At 36.9% G+C, this 19259-nt stretch carries 17 protein-coding genes; 2 read left to right on the top strand and 15 right to left on the bottom strand.

Features of this window, described 5'->3' with window-relative positions:
• Positions 1-3: 3 nt before the first annotated feature.
• From FW781_RS17685 to FW781_RS17620, 14 genes are all read right to left on the bottom strand, one after another.
• The gene (locus FW781_RS17685; RefSeq protein ID WP_149388627.1) at positions 4-732 is read right to left on the bottom strand and encodes a thioesterase II family protein; all 729 of its coding nucleotides are present in this window, start codon (positions 730-732) and stop codon (positions 4-6) included.
• Complete coding sequence (locus tag FW781_RS17680) at positions 733-1215, bottom strand: 3-hydroxyacyl-ACP dehydratase FabZ family protein (RefSeq protein WP_149388626.1); 483 nt, start codon at positions 1213-1215, stop codon at positions 733-735. It abuts the gene before it with no gap.
• The gene (locus tag FW781_RS17675; protein WP_149388625.1) at positions 1216-2262 is read right to left on the bottom strand and encodes a beta-ketoacyl synthase N-terminal-like domain-containing protein; all 1047 of its coding nucleotides are present in this window, start codon (positions 2260-2262) and stop codon (positions 1216-1218) included.
• On the bottom strand, positions 2249-3490 hold the full coding sequence (locus tag FW781_RS17670) for a beta-ketoacyl-[acyl-carrier-protein] synthase family protein (protein WP_149388624.1): 1242 nt from the start codon (positions 3488-3490) through the stop codon (positions 2249-2251). Before FW781_RS17670 ends, FW781_RS17675 begins: the two co-directional genes overlap by 14 nt.
• Before the next feature lie 14 nt (positions 3491-3504).
• Positions 3505-4260 carry a 3-oxoacyl-ACP reductase FabG gene (gene fabG / locus FW781_RS17665; protein WP_149388623.1) on the bottom strand — a complete coding sequence of 252 codons (756 nt, stop codon included), beginning with the start codon at positions 4258-4260 and terminating at the stop codon, positions 3505-3507.
• Between the two features lie 8 nt (positions 4261-4268).
• Entirely contained in the window at positions 4269-5423 is a 1155-nt protein-coding gene (locus FW781_RS17660) for an FAD-dependent monooxygenase (RefSeq protein WP_149388622.1), read from the bottom strand.
• Positions 5420-6298, bottom strand: a complete 879-nt coding sequence (locus FW781_RS17655; protein WP_149388621.1) for an MBL fold metallo-hydrolase — start codon at positions 6296-6298, stop codon at positions 5420-5422. The genes FW781_RS17660 and FW781_RS17655 overlap by 4 nt, the downstream gene beginning before the upstream one ends.
• Before the next feature lie 11 nt (positions 6299-6309).
• A complete protein-coding gene (locus FW781_RS17650; protein WP_149388620.1) occupies positions 6310-7302 on the bottom strand; it encodes a 3-oxoacyl-ACP synthase III family protein in 993 nt (330 codons plus the stop codon).
• Complete coding sequence (locus FW781_RS17645; RefSeq protein WP_149388619.1) at positions 7302-8327, bottom strand: diiron oxygenase; 1026 nt, start codon at positions 8325-8327, stop codon at positions 7302-7304. The genes FW781_RS17650 and FW781_RS17645 overlap by 1 nt, the downstream gene beginning before the upstream one ends.
• The gene (locus FW781_RS17640; protein WP_149388618.1) at positions 8324-9817 is read right to left on the bottom strand and encodes a phytoene desaturase family protein; all 1494 of its coding nucleotides are present in this window, start codon (positions 9815-9817) and stop codon (positions 8324-8326) included. Before FW781_RS17640 ends, FW781_RS17645 begins: the two co-directional genes overlap by 4 nt.
• A gap of 191 nt (positions 9818-10008) precedes the next feature.
• The gene (locus tag FW781_RS17635; RefSeq protein WP_045495542.1) at positions 10009-10254 is read right to left on the bottom strand and encodes an acyl carrier protein; all 246 of its coding nucleotides are present in this window, start codon (positions 10252-10254) and stop codon (positions 10009-10011) included.
• A 13-nt stretch (positions 10255-10267) separates the two neighbouring features.
• Positions 10268-11302, bottom strand: coding sequence for a 3-oxoacyl-ACP synthase III family protein (locus tag FW781_RS17630; protein ID WP_149388617.1), 1035 nt, complete (start codon positions 11300-11302; stop codon positions 10268-10270).
• Positions 11289-12161, bottom strand: coding sequence for a beta-ketoacyl-[acyl-carrier-protein] synthase family protein (locus FW781_RS17625; RefSeq protein ID WP_149388616.1), 873 nt, complete (start codon positions 12159-12161; stop codon positions 11289-11291). Before FW781_RS17625 ends, FW781_RS17630 begins: the two co-directional genes overlap by 14 nt.
• Positions 12162-12183: 22 nt before the next feature.
• The gene (locus tag FW781_RS17620) at positions 12184-13758 is read right to left on the bottom strand and encodes an AMP-binding protein (protein ID WP_149388615.1); all 1575 of its coding nucleotides are present in this window, start codon (positions 13756-13758) and stop codon (positions 12184-12186) included.
• A 1637-nt stretch (positions 13759-15395) separates the two neighbouring features.
• On the opposite strand from FW781_RS17620, the gene FW781_RS17615 reads away from it, so the two are divergent.
• Together FW781_RS17615 and FW781_RS17610 are read left to right on the top strand one after the other, a co-directional pair.
• Positions 15396-16001, top strand: a complete 606-nt coding sequence (locus tag FW781_RS17615; protein ID WP_149388614.1) for a hypothetical protein — start codon at positions 15396-15398, stop codon at positions 15999-16001.
• 166 nt (positions 16002-16167) lie between these two features.
• The gene (locus FW781_RS17610) at positions 16168-16911 is read left to right on the top strand and encodes a hypothetical protein (protein WP_149388613.1); all 744 of its coding nucleotides are present in this window, start codon (positions 16168-16170) and stop codon (positions 16909-16911) included.
• A gap of 1772 nt (positions 16912-18683) precedes the next feature.
• On the opposite strand, the gene FW781_RS17605 is transcribed toward FW781_RS17610, so the two are convergent.
• Positions 18684-19229 (bottom strand): terpene synthase family protein, encoded by a 546-nt coding sequence (locus tag FW781_RS17605; RefSeq protein ID WP_149388612.1) that lies wholly within the window; start codon positions 19227-19229, stop codon positions 18684-18686.
• Between the last annotated feature and the right edge of the window lie 30 nt (positions 19230-19259).

Below are 19259 nucleotides of genomic sequence, written 5' to 3'. Positions count from 1 at the left end.
GATTTAGTGTATTAAATCATTTATTATTTTACTTAGCAGGGCAGAGGTCTGCTTCGGATACTGGAACATAAAAAAATGTCCTCCCTCTACAGGAAAATAGCTTGTAGTATTGGACGTATGACAGTTCCAATCTTTATAGCAGTCTTTATTATTATACAGCTCATCATTTTCTGCTATGATTACTGCCAAAGGAGTTTCGATGATAATGGACGGCCAGTCTTCAACAGGATTTTCTTCTAAAAGTGCTGTATCTTTTTCCATAATCTCTATCCGTTTCTGCTGTACTCTCTGAAAAATCGGGGCATTTTTGCTTCTTTCATATTTCGTTGGAAGAATATCAAGCAGCAGGGCATTCCGCTTTTCTCTCGGCATCGGCAGTTCTGCAGACTGAAACAGGGGAGCCCGCATCCCTGAAACGATCAATCCTTTTGGCGTATAATCGTTCTGTAGATTAAATAAGATAAGAAGGGCTAAAACAGCTCCCATACTATGTCCCCACAATATGAAAGGTTGGTCTTTACTTATCAGCCTGCTTCTGATTTTATCCGAAATATCTTCTATAGTTTCTTCTAATGTTGAATGAAAAGGTTCCGTACTTCTCATTCCCCTTCCCGGCAGTTCTACATAATGTACCTCCACATCTTCCGTATTCAGTACATTGGCTACATTAGACATTGAGGAAGATGAGCCGCCCGCATAAGGAATACAGAACAATAGTGTTTTGTATTCCATCTAAACAGATAATTTACTTTTATCTATAAACATTACGGTTACTTTTCCTTTTGCACAGACAGAACCTTCTGCCGATGCTTTTACATAAATAGAGCAGGCGGGCCCTTTTCTCCAGTCTATACTTACCTCCAGCTGCAGCAAGCATCCTGGTAATACCGACTTTAGAAAATTAATCTGGACATTTCCTAAAACCCCTATTATGGGTCTTTCTGTAGGAGGAAGAGGCCCTCCTTTTTCCCATTCCAGATCATCTAAAGCCAGCATCAGCGATGAAGCCTGTGCTAAAGCTTCCGTAATAAGAACTCCGGGCATAATGGGGAAATCGGGAAAATGACCTGCGAAATAAGGCTCACCCATAGAGACGGCTTTTACAGCAGTAAGTTCTTTTCCGGGAATATAACCCGTCACTTTATCTATCAGAAGAAACGGATGTCTGTATTTTAAAATTTGAGTGATCTGATAGGATTCTAACAATGCTTCCATTTATTTTGTTTTTTCTATTATGGTGAGAATTACAGTTCCTGCCTTGTCTGCTGAAAGGACCAGAATGTTTTCCTGATCTGTTTTGTGAATGCTTTTTCCTTCGAATACCGAAACAGCATAGGCTATTCCCAGCATACCTCCGGCGTTGTCATTATCTCCAAAAAGGTTTTCAGGATAAATGACAGATGTGCTCAGTCCATTTTTTCTTAACACTTCTTCAAAAATAGTTTCATCAATTACCGAAGTGCCTCCGGAAAAAATAATGGTATCAAAACTGAATAGTGCTGCCATACCTGAAATATTCTGATATAGAAATGCTTCTGTCGGCAGATCCTCTGTATGGGTTTCAGAATGTATCTTTTTTATTGTGGCTAAAGGTTTTCTGCCTGCTTCAGATAAAGTTTCCCTACGTTCTAAAACCATTGCAATTCCAAGTTCGGTGGAGACTGGTCTGTGCAGGGTTTCATTTCCCCTGCGGATAGACTCCTGATATTCATTTCGGACTTCTGTAGAGGCAATAACTCCGTAGTCTGTGATTCCTTGTTTTAGATGGAGGGAAGCAATATCTAAAGCCTGAAGGCTTCCTGCCATCCCTGCACATACACTGAAATTGGGACCTTTTATTCCTGCCTGAATGGCCATCTGACTGGCTGCTGCATTGGCAATGGTGCTTGGAGCTTTCATTGGGCTTACACGGTCCGGGCCTTGATTTTTTGCAGTTAAATCAAAGATAAAACAGTCTTCAAGGTTGGAAAGTTCAGTGCCGTCATAAAGCCCGATTCTTTCAGGAGCTTCATTGATTATCGAACTTAAACTCCTGTTATGTATGGCATGAAATGCTGCATTACAGTACAACAATGTCGCTTTGTTAAGGAATCTCTGTCCTTTTGGTTTTAAAAACTTCTGGGGATCATGATCTTCAATGATTAAAGCTTTCGTTTCCGATTCTTTTCGGAAGAAATAATTGTCAATCTCCGTTCCGTATGGACTATTGAAGCCTATTATGGAAATTACTATATCGTTATTTGAAATGTTATTTGCTATCATATTTACTGAATATTACGCTGCATATATTTCCGCCAAAAGCGAAAGAATTACTAAGAACATGATCTACTTTATTTTCGATTTCTGAGGATGGCTGGATATGAAAATGAGTATTGAAAGCTTCATCAATTTTTTCTGTATTGCGGTTTCTGGGAACTTTTTGATGATGTAGGGAAAGAGTAGCCGTTACTGCTTCCAATGCACTGGCTGCTCCCATGCAGTGTCCTAACATGGATTTGATTCCATTGACATATAAAGAATCTATTTCTTCTCCGAAAACATTACGCATCGCATTTACCTCATGGGAATCATTGGCTTTTGTTCCTGTTCCGTGGGCGCTTACATAAGTGATGTTCTCTCTATCAATATTGCTTGATTTTATTGCATTGTTCATAGACAGGGTAGCACCGGAACCTTCAGGATCAGGGGCTGTAGGATCATAGGCATCACAGGCTAAGCCGTATCCTTTGATTTCGCCATATATTTTAGCTCCTCTTGCTAATGCATGTTCCAGTTCTTCCAATACTAAAACAGCAGCTCCTTCTCCTACAATCATTCCGTTCCTGTTCTGATCAAAAGGTTTGCAGTTGTCTTTTGACATGGCTCCCAATCTGTAAAAAACGGTGTAGCAGGACCGTGTAAAAGGGTCAGCTCCTCCTGCAATAATCAGGGAAGATCTGCCTTCACGAATCATAGAATAGGCGGTGCCGATAGCATAATTTCCTGCTGCACATGCTGTAGGAATTACCATATTTGTTCCGCCGAGATTGTAATATTTTGCTATACTGGCACTTAATTCAACCGGTCTGAAATAAGTAAGTGTTTTTGCAGCTTCAGATGAAAGGTCTTCATGTTTCATTTCCAGATTCCACTGATCTACAATTCTTTCTACAATATCCTGGTTGCCGTTTGTAGTACCCAGAATAACTCCGTAATTATTTTTTTTAGTGAATTTTTCAAAACCGGCATCTTTCAGACCCATGTCTATTGCGGCGGCAGCATAAGTAACGGCTTTACCATAAGGCTTAAAATGCTCCAGCAATTCAGTATTCTTATAATCTTTTTCCAAGTCTACTTCAGCAGCGCGGGTAACTCCTTTATAGGTGGAGGGCTCCAGTTTTGTAAGGTCTCCGACTCCTGATTCTCCATTCAGGATTTTTTCCCAAAAGGTTCCTTTTTCACAGGCTAAAGGGCTTACTACACCCATCCCTGTAATTACGATTCTTTTCATCTGTTTTGTGTTTTTTATAAAGTTAATCCTCCATCGATGATGAATGTCTGCCCAGTGATATAGCTGCTTTTGTCCGAGCACAGAAAGGTTACCAGCTCAGCAACTTCTTCCGTTTTTCCCATTCTTTTCATGGGGATCATCTGATCTATTTTCTTTTTGTCCTGTTCATTCATTTTGGCTACCATTTCGGTATCAATAAATCCCGGGGCAACAGCATTTACCTGTAAGTTGAATTTTGCAAATTCCAGAGCCAGTGTTTTGGTTAAAGAGATAACAGCTGCTTTAGTTGCTCCGTAATTGGCCTGTCCCACTGCTCCTCTTACTCCTGAAACAGATGATATATTGATGATTTTTGAATTTTTCTTTCGGATGAAAGATCTTATCACTGCTTTTGTGAGGTAATAGGTCCCATTCAGGTTGGTTTCCAGTACGCTGGTCCACATATCGGTGGTCATGCTGAAAAAAGGGGCATCCATTGTGATTCCTGCATTGTTTACTAAGCCGTATAGCGGACCTAATGCAGATTTTTCAATTTCGGCGATTAAAGAATTTGATTGTTCTTCATCTTTTATGTCAGCCTGGTAAAGCATTGCCTTACCCGGAAATTCAGCTGAAAGTTTGTCCAAAAACGCTTCTGCTGTTTCTTTCCCATGATTATAGGTAAATGATACGGATGCTCCCGATGAAAGCAACTGCTGAACAATGGCTCTGCCGATTCCTCTTCCGCCTCCTGTTACTAAAAAATGTTTGTCTGATAAATCTATTTGCATAATTATTTTTAAATCTTATTGAGTATGGAAAGGTCTCTGCTGCTGGTCTGTATTTTGGAATTAAGGCTGTTCATAAAATCTTCTGCGCTTCCAAAACTGCCTGCCAGGCGATGACCATAAGCAAGAACTTTACGGTTAAGTTCAAAACGCTGCTCCTGATATCCTGCCAGTGCTTCTTCCAAAGAAATCTCACAGTCAAAATACTTTGAAAGCCAGATGAACAGTTCTCCTGTATCTTCAATAGCCAGGTTCATTCCCTGTCCCGTAATGGGATGGATGGAATGTGCCGCATTTCCCAAAAGGAGTACCCTTCCTTTAAAGTATTGTTCAGAATGCATTCTGCATAAGGGAAAAGTGAGGAAATTGTCCAGTGAATTGATCTGGTTTAACATGTCATCACTTTGGGTAACAAATGTTTTCAGTCGGTTGATCAAAGTTTCTTTGTTTCCGGATTCTTTCAGGTTTTTCCCTTCTTCCATATTAAATCCTAAAACACATCGGGCTTCTGTATTGTTGATCGGGTAGAAATAGGCGAGCCCTCCGTTTTTGTCTACATACAATCGGTTGAGCTCTTCTACACTTGATGTAATAGGGTATTTGTTGAAATACATCACATGATCGTAATAGTCGAAATGGGATTTTATTCCCGCATATTCTCTTACAATGGATTTGGTTCCGTCCGCTCCGATAAGGATATTGCTGAAAATCTCTTCTCCTGAATTAAGGGTTACATAGACCCCGTTTTCCACTTCATTAATTTTTGAAACGGATTGATTGACCAAAAGTTCTATGGTTTTGATGGCCTGAATTTTATCATAAATCGTTTCCAGTAAAACACTGTATGGACAAACCATGAAATATCCTCTTTCGTTTTCTGCCTTATAATTGATGTGATCGACCTGAATGCCATTATAAAAAACGCTGAGCTGATCTCTCACTCTGCATTCCTTATTCATAAGTTCCTGTAGCAGTCCGTGTTTTTCAAGGACATTAATTCCGGAAGGCTTTAAAATATCGGCACCATTCATATTGACTTTAGCATTTTTTTCTAAAATCAGGATTTTTTTTCCTTGTGAACCAAGCAGCCAGGCCAGGAAAATACCGGCAATTCCTGCTCCTACAATGCAAACGTCATATTCTGTATATTTTGGATTTTGATTCATACGAATGATTCTGTTTTTAAATGAGAGATTAATAGTTCTATACTTTTTCTGTATACTTTATCCGGAATGAAGGAATGATCCATCACTTTATATTTTGTGCATACGTGATCCACCAATTCTTCTTCTGATAAATAATCTTTATGTAGGGCAACAAACTCTATCAATTCGTTACACCCAAGAAGGCTGCAGACTGGGGCAGATAGGGCCTCCACACTTGTAAGGATACCATTGTGTCCTAAAGCAACGGTCTCGGCACACAAATCTCCCAATCTATTGATGCTGTCTATAAATTGTCTTACATGATCAAAAGCCAATGGAAACCATTTTTTTGTATTGATAATTTCCCCTAGGGCATCCGATACAAACAAAATGTCTTTTTCTTTATAATGAATACTCACAGAACATGGACTATGGCCCGGAGTATAGATTACTTCCCAGATTCCAGATTCCGTTTCTATTTGTTCTTTATCTTTCAGAATGATGAAAGGAATCTGTTGTAAGTCCGCCGGAAATTTTTTAATCTCTTTATCTGAGATCAGGGCATTGAGCTGACGAATCCTTTTTACATATTTTTCATTACGGAAGTTTTTCACTGCATTTTCCGAGGCATATAGTTTTACATGCTTCAGATAAGGATAAAGAGATTCTATAGCTCCGCAATGATCATAATGGGAGTGTGTAATAAACCAGTGTCTGACTAATGACAGATCAGAAACATGTTTTTTCAATTGTGCCAGCAGAGTTTTGGCATCCCGGGTTAATCCTCCTTCTACCAGTATGTATTCCTGATTTTCTTTTACCAGATAAACCGGGTTGGATATTGTTCCCAAGATGGCTAAAGAGTTGTTTATATTTCCTGTTTTATTGATCCACATGGTATTATGAATTAGAATTTATATAAAACACTTCCCCATGTCGCTCCGGAGCCATATCCCACTATAAGTCCCAGCTTTCCTTCTCTTTCTTCCGGAGGAGTATTCTCCATATATTCACTCAAAGTGGTGGGTAAAGAACCGGAAGCAATATTTCCATATTTATGTACATTGATCTGTACCTTATTTCTTGGAATTCCCAGATTATTTATCACTGCATCCAAAATTCTCATATTGGGCTGGTGGGGAATAATAACATCTATATCTTCCATGGAAAGATTGTGCTTTTTCAATGTCTGTACTGTTACTTCAGTGAATTTCTCTACTGCATGTTTAAACATGGCTTTGCCGTTCATCCGGAAATAGGAACATTTGCTCTCATCTCCGCTGAAGGTTTTGCCTGATGTACCGGGACTTTCTGTCCAAAGCAGTTCAAAATAACTTCCATCAGCGTGTATTGCAGCATCCAGAATTCCTTTGTTCTGATCTTCTGAAGCACTTAGCACAACAGCTCCGGCGCCGTCACCAAGTAATATAGAGAGGTTTCTGCCCTCATCAGAATAGTCCATTCTTTTTGATAAAGCTTCTCCGCAGCAGACTAATATATTCTGATGAGTTCCGGTTGCTATAAATTGTCTTGCGATGTCCATTCCATAAATAAGCCCACTACACTGCGCCCGGATATCAAATACGGGAATTGTATTTTTCAGAGAAAGCATTGGCTGAATCAGGCAGGCCTGAGACGGATCATGGTAATCAGGACTCAATGTATTTACAATCAGCATATCGATATCTTCCGGTAAGAGATTGGCTTTTTCAATTGCTTTTTTGCAGGCTTCTACCATTAATACGCCTGTGCTTTCATTTTCAGAAATATGTTGTCTGGTGAGCACGCCTGTACGGGTTTCTATGAATTCTTCCGTGGTATTCATCCATTCAACAATTGTTTTGTTGTCTATGGTTGCAGAGGGCAGAGCATAACCAAATCCGGATATGACAGTATTCATTAGTCGTAGTTTTTGTTCATTACATTATCTATATCCTCTGTTGCGGCAGATTTTTTTCTGAAATATTCTACAGCATCTTCCACATCTTTTTCAAATCTGTTGTCTCTCCATACTTTCATGTTTTCATCATCATTAGGATCGCAGATTCCAAGTTCCAGGAAGTATCTCATCAGGGGAGCCATAATTCTGGAATTGATTTTCTGGCGGTTTTCACTTTCCAACACGGCAGGAATCAGTTTTTTATAATCTCTGAATGCAGGATTCTGAAAGCCAACGCGGGAATACACCACAATACTACAGACCGACATATCAAGCATGCTTCTAAGCATTGGAGCTGTACTTTCCTGTGCTTCTTTCAAAAATTCAGGAACCATATCTATAAACTCACGGATCATATTTTTGCCCCATTCTATATGTCTTGCTTCTTCTTTATGATGTTCTACCGCTACAGCTCTTGATAAGGGGGAAATTTCCTTGCTGTTGCAGTCTTCCATTGCATTGTTTTCTGCCAGCCATTCAATAAGAATGGTAAGGTAGATGGCCTTTAGGGGAAATTCGGACATTGAGGCATTGTGGCTGTATATTTCTCTAAGGTTTAAAGGGCTCGGGAAGGGGGTAATCTGAAAATGGGCCATTGCCTTTTTGAAGACCATTGCATGCACTATTTCTTCTTTGCAGAAATGATGTATGTATTTTACGACTTCGGGAAATTTTTTAAGGGAGCCATGATTGACGATTTTCATATAGTATTCTGACACAAGGTTTTCGAATACGATGAAAGTGTACCACCATGAACCTGTTTCATAGACGGATAAAAGCCTTCTTTCTTCTTCTGTAGCAAGGTCATAATAAGGTGTTCCGTAGATCGCAATATTTTCTCTTTTTTTCAGCCAGGCGCTTTCTACAGGTTCGTCCCAAGGATGATCCAGAAGGAGGCTCATCTGTTTTTTTTCGGAAGCTTTATTCAGTTTTTCTAGTAAGAGGGTAAACTTTGGGCTTAGTGTTTTTTTCTTTAGATTGCTCATATATTTTGTGTTTTTTCCATATTTAATAGTTTTCCTTGTGTAAATCCGAAACACATTGCGGTTTCATAGCCGGGACCTCCGGACCATGTGCTTACCAGTTTTACTTTGTCATTTGGGAAGTTGCTCAATAGCCCTAAATTGGTTTTTGGAAGCATTTTGTAGGCGAAAGCCGAACCTTTGGTAGCCAGTGTAAATTTGTAATTGGTCTTCGGAGTTGAAGATTCTGTATAGATCAGCTTGTCTTCTATCTGAGGAAAGGTTTTAAGAACTCTTTTGATCAGTTTTTCCTGAATTTTATCTTTTCTCTGATTATATTCTTCTTCGGACAGGTGGAACCAGCGGTCTCCATGATCCAGAACTATAAACTGGAGAATATAGCCGCCTTCCGGGTCTACCCGGTGATAATTGCTGACACTCAGGGTAAAAAGGTCATAATACCGGTCGTTCTCAAAATCTTCTTCTGTAAAGTCATCACCCGTGTCGGAGACCAAAAGGTATTCTGGTGAGCTAATTCCCAGTTCATCGGGTGGAACAGAAAGTACAGCAAATACACAAAAATGTCCCCATCCAACAGTAAAGTTTTCGAGAACTTCTTTAAATTCCTGAGACTTTTCATCTTTTTTCAGCATTCTTACTACATCTTCGGGAGGGCAGGTCGCGATGACTCTTTTGGTCTTTACTGTATTTTTCCGGGTGGTTACCAGCATATGGTCGCCCATATCTTCCATCTCATGCACCTGGTTTTTCTTCAGAAGAATTCCGCCGCGGTCTACAAATTCTTTTAACAGCAGATCCGAGATACGCTGTCCGGTTCCTTTCATAAATGCAGGGCCGCCATAGAACATGGCATAAAGGCAATGAAGAAAATAAAAGGCATTGACTTCATTGGAAATAGAACCTGAATAAATAGCAATGGGACTGAGTACTTCTACAATGTCCGGTCCTTTGAAAATGGATTGAAAGTAATCACGGGCTGTAATTTTTGATAAGCCTCTGCTTTCTCTCAAAATATCCCTGTTTATGGTATATTCATTCATCAGTTTTCTAAAAAACATATAATGCTGATATCCGTGAGATTCTATATCCTGAAATAGTTTTTCTATTCCTGCCAATTCATCCGGGAAATGGGTAATGAGTGTTTTTTTTATGTCTTCCGGCTCAGAGGGAAGTTTGATGAATTGGTTTTTATACACTACTGTTCCAATTTCTTCATGCAATTCGAATTCGTCCAGTAATGACTGTAGTTCGAGTCTTTTAAGGGTATTCCATAGGTTTCCAACATTTTCTTTGAGTCCGCTTACTTTATGTTGGCTGCAGTCAAAAACAAATTTTCTTTTGTTCCGATAAAAATTGGTAGCATAACCTCCTACTTTATGATGGGCTTCGCTGATGGCAACCGAGCTTCCTTCGGTAACTGCAGAAATACCGTACATAAGGCCACAAAGTCCTGCACCTATTACTAATTCATCGACTTCTAAATTTTCAATCATTATTTAGATTATTTTGTTTTATTTTTTCCAAAAGAAATAACCCTCACTTTTTTTAAAGTGAGTATTTTTAATTACGGATGTCTGTTATGAACCAACATTAATGGCTGTATTAATATTGGTGAAAAGTCAAAATCTATTAAAATCTTTGGGCCCGACACGCTGGTAAAACCCAAAGATTGTGTTTTGTATTCTTAAACGGCCAATTCTTCTTCCAGAACGTCTACGATATCTTTCGGCGTCTTCATTTTGATCAGGATTCCTTCATCTAAGCTGATGTCGAATTCTCTTTCCAGCTCAACCAAAACTTCCAATCCCATAAGAGAAGTAACTCCTATTTCATTTAACAGGTCTGTATCAGGTTTAATCATATTAATATCGCATTCTGCAATATCTGCTAAAATAGCATACACTTTGTTGAATAATTCTTGGTTTTCCATTCTATTGTAATTTTTAATAGTTAATATTTTCTGTATTCCATACCTGTGCTCCAAAACCCCATCCGATTCCTGCTCCGGCAAGTACAACTGTATTATTGGGTTTTATTTTCCCGTTTTTTAATGCAAAGTAAAGGGTCATGGGGATTGAGGCAGAGCTCAGGCAACTGTATTTTTCTACGGTGGTTGTATATTTTTCTTTCTTTATTCCTATTCCCATTGCCCACATTCTGATAAGCATTTTTGATGGCTGATGAAAGACAAAATGATGTATATCCTCAAGGGATGCGTCTGCCTTTTCTAAAGCTTTAAAGACAACCTCAGGAACATTTTGAGGCACAAATGTCTGCATTTGAGTGGGGGCATCTTCTCCTAATGTAAAGTAAGGACGGATAAATTCTTTTCCTGGTTTATCTGCTGGGGTTTTCCATTGTAATGTTGCAATATCATTATAGGTGGGAATGCTTTTATAGTGGGAAGAAACCAATTTTCCATCTTTTTCTGATTTTCCCATGACTATTGCTGCCGCACCATCTCCAAAAAGGGTAGAAGAGGGTAAGGAGAAGTCTGCAATTTGCGTAAATGTTTCTGCGGAACAGATCAGAACGTTTTTGTACATTCCTGTTTTTATGTAATCAGATGCTATTTGCAGGGCTACCAGGAATGATATGCATGCCTGGTTGACTTCCATGGTCATAGCTGAGTTTTTACAGTTCAGCTCTGTTTTTAAATATTCTGAAATTCCCGGGAAAATTCTGTCATCTTCTTTATCAGACCAACCCGTAATGGTGCATGTGGTTCCTATGATGAGATCTATGTCCTGTGCGGAAAGCCCCGCTTTTTCTATGGCTCCCAAAGATGCTTTTCTGGCAAGTTGAGAGCAGGATTCTCCTTTTTCTTTGTTTACCATATATCTTCCTTCCATTCCCCAGTTTCTCCACCAGTTTTTTGGAAGATTGGGAATTTCGGAAAACGGAGGCATGTCATTGGTGTAATATGTCTCTGGAAGTCCTATGGCTATACTTTTTATGGAGGAGTTATATTTCATCATTTGTAATTTTTAGAACCGAATATTGGGCAAGAAACGGATTATATGATACTATGGTGAGGGGGTGTTCTTTAAGTTGTTTGTTTTCTTGTAAATACCATGGAATAGTATTCATGGCTAGTGTATTTTCAGTTTCATGGGATGAGAGGTGTTCTGAAAACCATTTTTCTGTGATCACCGGGGTCTGTTGTTCTTTTAGTTTTAAGAATATATTTTTCAATTCAGAGTTGATAGCTTTTACAAAGGATGAACTGTAATTCCAGTTCAGTCTGAAAATGTACTTTTTTTTCAGGGCTTCTTCATCTCCTGCATTGAAGCTTAAACCCGCTTTTGATATTTCTGAGGAAAGAATATGGATATTTTCCAATTCTATTTTGTTGCTGTTTAATTTAAGGAGCAATGCATTTACCCCATCAGGAATACAGAATCCGTTTTTATCATCCTTAAGGAAATCCGAGAATTTATTTGATTGAATAATCAATGCATATTTATGCTCAGAGTTTGATAAAAAATCAGATGCGATTTTAATCATATTTCCTAAGTCATTATGAAACATTTCGAAAACGAATGCATTTTTTGCATTCAAATGCTTTTGTACTTCATGTCCTACGCCGGGAGCTGAGGTATTTCTCAGAGCAGTAGTATCGTATAGCGAAATAGAAGCGTTGATAATTATGCCCAGCTCATCTTGCGAAACAGCATTTTTATCCAATAACTGTCTGCTTAATTTTGAAGCCCAGGCGGATAAGGATTTTTCTTTTTCGGTTTCATAAATTTGGCATTTGAAGCCGTTCTGCATTTTACCACGAATACCAATGATATTCATTCCGGGAACTTCGCTTATTGCATCTATTATCTGCATATTTTAATATTAGTAATTTGTGTTATGTTAAATTGTTTTCCAGTCTTTTTCTGATTACTTTTCCATTGCTATTTCTTGTTAATTCTTTTATGAAATAAATTCTGGAAGGACGTTTATAGGAGGGGAAGTTTTCTGACAGTTTTTTTTGAATTTCTTCAGAAAGAGCATCAGTGGCTGTTTTGTTTTTTTCCACCAGATATAATACTGGCTTGGCAAGATCATCATCATCCAGGTAATAGCTGATGGCACATTCATTTACCTGCCTGAAGTTCTGTAATATATAATTTTCTATTTCAATAGGATTTACCCAGCGCCCATTTACCTTAAACAGATCGTCTTTTCTGCCGTGATAGATGTAGGAGCCATCTTCATTTTGAGAACACAGGTCTCCTGAAAAATACCAACCTTCTTTATATTTTATTTTATTGGTTTCTTCTTTTCCCCAATATGAACTGAGTGTGCTTTTTGGAGGATAAATGCACAGTTCACCTATCTCTCCGTAGTTTTCTATTGTTTCATCGGGCGTGTCGATCCTGCTTATTTTTATATGGTAGCCGGGAACGGGAACACCTAGTGATGAATTTTTACTTTGTTCTTTCAATTGGTAGTTGCACATGAAAATATGTCCTATTTCTGTAGAACCGATTCCGTTGATAATCGTTTTGTCAAATACTGCTTCCCATTCTCTGATGATAGATTCAGGAAGGGGAGAACCTGCGGATATAAATAATCTTATGCTATTGAATTCATTTTTTGAAAAGTTCTCGTGCTGATGAAGAATTTCCGTATATACTTTTGGGGTCCCAAATAAAATGGTGGGTTTATAAAGCCTTATGTTTTTTTTCAGATAATCAACTGTGAACCATTTTTCGTCAATTATCACAGAAGCTCCTGTGAGCAACGGAAAAAACAGACTGTTTCCTAATCCGTAACCGAAAAACATTTTGGAAACGGATAGTATGATGTCTTCTTTAGCAATTTCCAATGTCTTTTGTGCAAATAGCTCTGTATTTGTAAGCATAGTATGGTGCCTGTGCTGTACTGCCTTTGGATTACCGGTAGTTCCGGAAGTATATTGCCAGAAAGCAATCGGATTATTTTCTGTATATTCAAATTCCAATTCCAAAGAAACGGCAGGGAAATTTTGAGGAGATAAAAATTTCTGCAAATAATTTATTGAGCCATATTCTTTTACTGAAGGATTATTTACTATGATGCAATCATTTATAATGTGGTATGAGCTATGTATAGTATGATAAAGCCTAAGATATTGGTGATTATCTATAATAACCCCTGTTGCTTTAGAGTCCAGTAAGATATATTCTAATTCCGAATCCTGAATTAAAGGGTTAAGGGGAACGGGAATGCATCCGATGGATATTAAAGATAAGAATGAATAAATAAATTCCGGTGAATCATTCATAATCAGAATCACCCTATCTCCGCAACCAAATTTTCCTGTAGATCTTAGGCTGGTGGCAACGGTTATTATTTTTTCGGCTATTTCTTTTCCCGATAGGCTGTTAAGATCATAGAGGATCTGGTTTTCATTATTATATAACAATAAATTTTTAATGATATTCCTTGATGTATTCATAGAGTATATATTATCACTCCTGACCTTAATTTTAAAGTCAGAGTATGTAAATGATTAATCTGATTTTGATTTTTCTATCTAGAAAAGATTACTATATCTCTTGATTTATCTACCGGGAAGTATTGGAAAATAAGTGAATTAATTTTTGTCATTTGTTTGTGTTTTAAAGAGGAATTGTTATTTGGAATTAAATTTTATTTTAATACATCATCGAAAGTTGATTATCTGTGGTAAGATCTCTGCGAAATTATAAATTTACTGCTATAGCTATATGGGTATTGTGTTATAATTTCTGAAAAAAAGTATTTTTTCTTTGGTGCTTATTTTAGAATTTTTGAATCCTAAGAAAGCATGTTGTAGGAGTTGTGTATTAATTAGTAATATGTTGTTAATGTTGTATTATTGATTTGTTTTTTTTTTGATATATGTTGATGTTTTACTTTATTTAATGTGTAAATGTTGAATTTTTTAATTGTTGTAAATGGGGTATAATTTACTATGTATTTCTGTAAGTATATTGAAGTAGTATAGGTGGGGGGATGTCTTTTTTTATGGTGTCTTTTTCTGAATATATAACATTCATTTTTTAATAAAGGATGTAAATTTTTTTATGTGTATAGCTGTTTTCCTATTTGTCAAAGAAAATATTAACTACAGCTTCTAACACAATTGGTAATATGAATTTCTTACAGAAAAATAATATAAGGAAAGCTCTTTTAAAAATAACTTCATTCAACCACTAAATAACAGATATGCATACTTAGAGCTGGACTGAACCCACTTTCGATTTCTAAAATGGAATACCTTGTAGATAAAGATACTATGGTACCCAGCTGGAAATCTTTCAATTATTTAGCCTTTATTGTAATTGCTCTGAAAAATTCTATAAAAATGAAAAGTTTAAATGACTTCATTTATAAAATTGTGTTAAATGATTTAGATAAAACTCATATAGATTGAATTTCTTTACATTTTTATTGTTCTTTTAAATAAAAAATTGCTGTTTTTACTGCTAGAATTTAGACAGAATGTACAGATATTATCCATCAATTATATAATTTAGGCAAAAAGGGATTCTATCCGCAGGTAAAAATGATGCAGGACCTTTTGTGTTCTTTACTGACCATTATCATTTTCTTTGTCTCAAGTCATATAACTATATAATGATTGTTTGTCTCTTGAACTTTTGCCCTTCTTTTACTGATATTCATTTTCATACAGGCTTAGATACTTAGAAATGTATGGTTATATCAATTTTAAATGAATCAGAATAGTTATTTAATTTATTGACAATTACGTAGTTATGTGTTTTGAGTATATCTGAGTATGATAAAGAGTATATGTAAGAAGCATTTTTTTTTGGTCTGCAAAAGTTTGTTGTTAATATTGTATTCTCCTTATTAAAATAATATAAAGTGAGTTTGTACACATAATGGACAAAAGAGTTCCCCACTAAAGGAGGACCAGTGATGAAAAATATTTATCAATTTATAGTTAAGATCATGAAAAAGATTAGTTTAGTTGCTATTTTCCTATCTACAGTAACTTTTGGTCAGGTAGGGATCAATACGAGTGTTCCCACTGAAATTCTTGATGTTAATGGGATCGAAAGAGTAAGGGAGCTTCCAAAGCATCAAATGGCTAACACTATTTTCACAAAACCGGACGGTACAAAATCAACTGTTAAGGATCAAACTTTCACCGCTGTAAAAACGGTTGTTGCTGATGCGAATGGTGTCCTGGGCTATCTGGATGGATTACCGAAATTAAGTACCGATCCTGGATTGCCTGTAGGGGAGGCCATAACTAGGATTTATACAGTGCCTATTGCAATTGCCCAGGTAAACACTTTTAATTTAAACACATATGTCATCGCCAATAATCTTCCGGCATTGCCAATTATTGACGGACTGCAAATCAATCTACAAGGTGTAAGTTCAGCCTATTATGATCCACGAATTTACAATGTTTCATCAGCCCCCCAGTTGGTAAGCTACCAAACATTTGCTACACAGTTTAACCAAAACGAAACGTCTCTTAATAATACCGTCACAGCAGGAAATTATCTGCAGGTAGATATAGATGATCGCGTATTTTGGAGTACTACTGCTGCAGAAGTAGAAACAACAAATGTTCAGGTACAGATAGATGCCAATACTTACAGATGGTATGAGTTTAAGTGGTGGTGTATGGAGGTATCCGGCGATAAGAAAATTTTTATATCAGTCATTCGTAAAGCATAGGTTTTCACCGATTAGAGCAAAGCATAAGGTGAAGTATTTTATGTTTTTTACTTTCCTGAATAATGAAGATTATCCGGAATTGTTAAATCTTTGAAAACGATTAATAAATACAACAAACATTCTATCTTACTATTATGTGATGGAACAACGAGATGCGATAACACATATGAAAAAATTAAATTTAATTGTTGTTTTCCTATCTACAATGGCTTTGGGTCAGGTAGGAATCAACACAGGTATTCCCACTGAAGTTCTTGATGTCAACGGCATTGAAAGAATAAGGGAGCTTCCAAAACATCAAATGGCTAACGCTATTTTCACAAAACCTGATGGCACAAAATCCGTGAATAAAGATCAAACTTTCACCGCCGTAAAAACAGTTGTAGCTGATGCTAATGGTGTCTTGGGCTATCTGGATGGATTACCGAAATCAGGTACTGACCCCGGATTGCCTGTAGGGGAGGCCATAACAAGGATTTACACTGTGCCTGCAGTGACTGCCCAGACAAGCACTTTTAATTTAAAAACCTATATTATTGCTAATAATCTTCCGGGTTTACCGTCTATTGATGGTTTGGAAATGAATTTACAGGGTACTGCTGATCCCAGCTATTATGATCCCCGAATTTATAACATCTCTGGTTCGCCGCTGCTGGTGAGCTATCAGTCTTTTGCAACGGTAGGAAATGAAAATGAAACGTCCCTAAATAATAATTTACTACCAGGAGCTTATCTTCAGATAGATTATAATAACATCGTATTTTGGACAACCGCAAACGCTGAGGTGGAGACAACAAATTTACAGGTACAGATTGATAGCAATACCTACAGATGGTATGAATTTAAATGGTGGTGTATGCAGGTTTCCGGAGAAAAGAAAATTTTCATGTCTGTTACTCGTAAAGCTTAGTATTTCAGTTTATTATGGTGAAATAAGAAAAAGGGGATTGCATATTTTTTGTTTTCCCGAATAATTATGATAATCCGGAATTATTAAAGCTCTGAAAATTAAATACAAAATATTCCATCATGTTATTATATTGGGAACAATGTAGATACAATAACACATATTAAAAAATTAAATTTAACTGTTGTTTTCCTACTTAGGTACGAATTAAAACAAATTTTCCAACTAAAACCCTTGATGTCAAGAGTATTGAAAGAGTGAAGGCTTTCCCTTTTTCAAACAGTTCATAAATACAAAATATGCTTCAATTGATCAAATATTCTTTAGCATATAACCATGGCTAAGTCCATTTAATAATTTATATGGACGATTGATATTGTAATTTTTGGATTATTCTGATGGTGAACAATGGATTGCCTTGCTGCTTACAACGCCGACTAAGGCGCTGTGATTGCAAAAAATATACAGAGCAATGCTGTTACCTATATTGGCGTATGGATGGAAACTGTAGATTTAGATACTGTTAATGGTGTTTTTTAAAGCCTCACAGGATGGGTTTTATTTGGTTTCTTTCAATATTATCATCTCTAAAAATACATTTTTAGAAACAGCAATAGAAAGCAAAGAGCGCACAGATAATATTCCCATATTTAAAATAGTCAATTCTTATCCGGCATTTCAGGCTGGCACAGTAAGTAATTATATAAGCGGTAATTGCAATACCATTTTTAATCTTAAAAAGGATGATGCTGTAAAGTGTAATTTAAGCATTAGCGAATTGTAAAAAGTGACAATGACTATACTAAATTATAAAATTAAAAGCGTAATAACCGCTTTCATATCTCTGCTGTTCATTGTAACACAGGTTAATTCCCAAATTGTATTAGGGATATAAAATCCCATGGGTCTTGTTGAAATTAAAACTGATTCAGGTAATGTAATCTTAGATAAAACAATGGTTCGGTGGAATAGGAAATACCAATAAAACAGCCCAGGATACATATGTATTTGAAAGTGTTACACCCTTCCGAAATAGAAACTAAATCAGGGGTTATTCAACAACGTTCATCCTATTTGAGTAATTGAGCACAAGCGTTAGACCATTATTCTGGTGTTCCAACGACTAATTTTACACCAGCAACAGGTGAATTTACTGCCTAGCAAGATGGTGTGTACTTTGCAAACTTTACATTTGCATTACAATCCAACAAAGTAACTATGGGTGGTAATAACCAAACGGAGGTTATTTGGAAAGTTAGAACCCCTAGAAGGATAATTACTCAAAGGGTAAAAACAAATAATGGCTACACTTCAGATACTGGAGCCAGTCCTAATGCTGTACCTGTAGGTTCGGCATGTATGGTAAGCGTATACCTGAATAAGAGAGATAGATTAAGACCTTTCTGTAGGATTTGATGGAACAATAAGTCAGTTTGATATTTCAGGAAGTGGGGGGTATAATGTGCTCACTATAGTTAAACAATAAATATAACAAAGTATACTATATATTGTAACAAAGATGGATATTTGTTACAAACTAGAAAAAAGGCACCATTAGTGATCAATGGTACCTTTTTATTATTCTTAATCTATTACAACAATAAAAATAGTAGGTAAGTATATTGTATACTTATATAGTGTGCTGGAATATTTCTTCAGCTTTGGATTGTATTGATATAAAGCATTACGCTGTTTGATTCTCAATTTTTTCTAAATAAAGCTAGTCTGTGAATGGTGCACATATACATACTATTGTAGATATCGTGCGAATGAAATTAAAACAAGTAAGGAGGAGGTGTTTTCCCGAGTCTTGAATACTGGCATTCCTCTATAAGGCCATACTTCATATAAGTACTCATTCGCTCTACAAATCGTTGTATCCATTCATCGGGAAGAAAAGACATGAATTCATTCCGCATAATAGCCGTCTCGTGAAATAGCCCGTTCTCATGGACAGACGGATTTCTTCCCTGTAGTACAGAAAGCATTTGTATTCTTATTTTTTCCAACTCTTTTATAGGACAAAGTCCATAGGTGTCATCAAAGACGGCGATCCAGATCATCCAGCGGTTGCAGGGTATAATATGTTCATCGGGAATTGATGATGCTTCAGGAGTCATTCTTGCGGCAGCCATATGCAGCATCTGCAGTTTGTATCTTTCTCTTACCTCTTCAGTCAAAAAAGTGTAAGCGTTATCATACCAGTCATCAGCAGCTTTTTTCATAAGCTCTGTAGGGGCTGAAATACCATCGGCCCAGGGATAGTATCCCGGAGGGAAAAAATCCTTGGGATTAATTGTTAATTTTCTCTCTGTTTTCATTGGTTTGATGAATAGATTTTTTAAAAATAA

The sequence above is a fragment of the Chryseobacterium panacisoli genome (assembly GCF_008274625.1).
Taxonomy (GTDB): Bacteria; Bacteroidota; Bacteroidia; order Flavobacteriales; family Weeksellaceae; genus Chryseobacterium; species Chryseobacterium panacisoli.
This window is presented reverse-complemented; position numbering and strand designations above follow the sequence as displayed.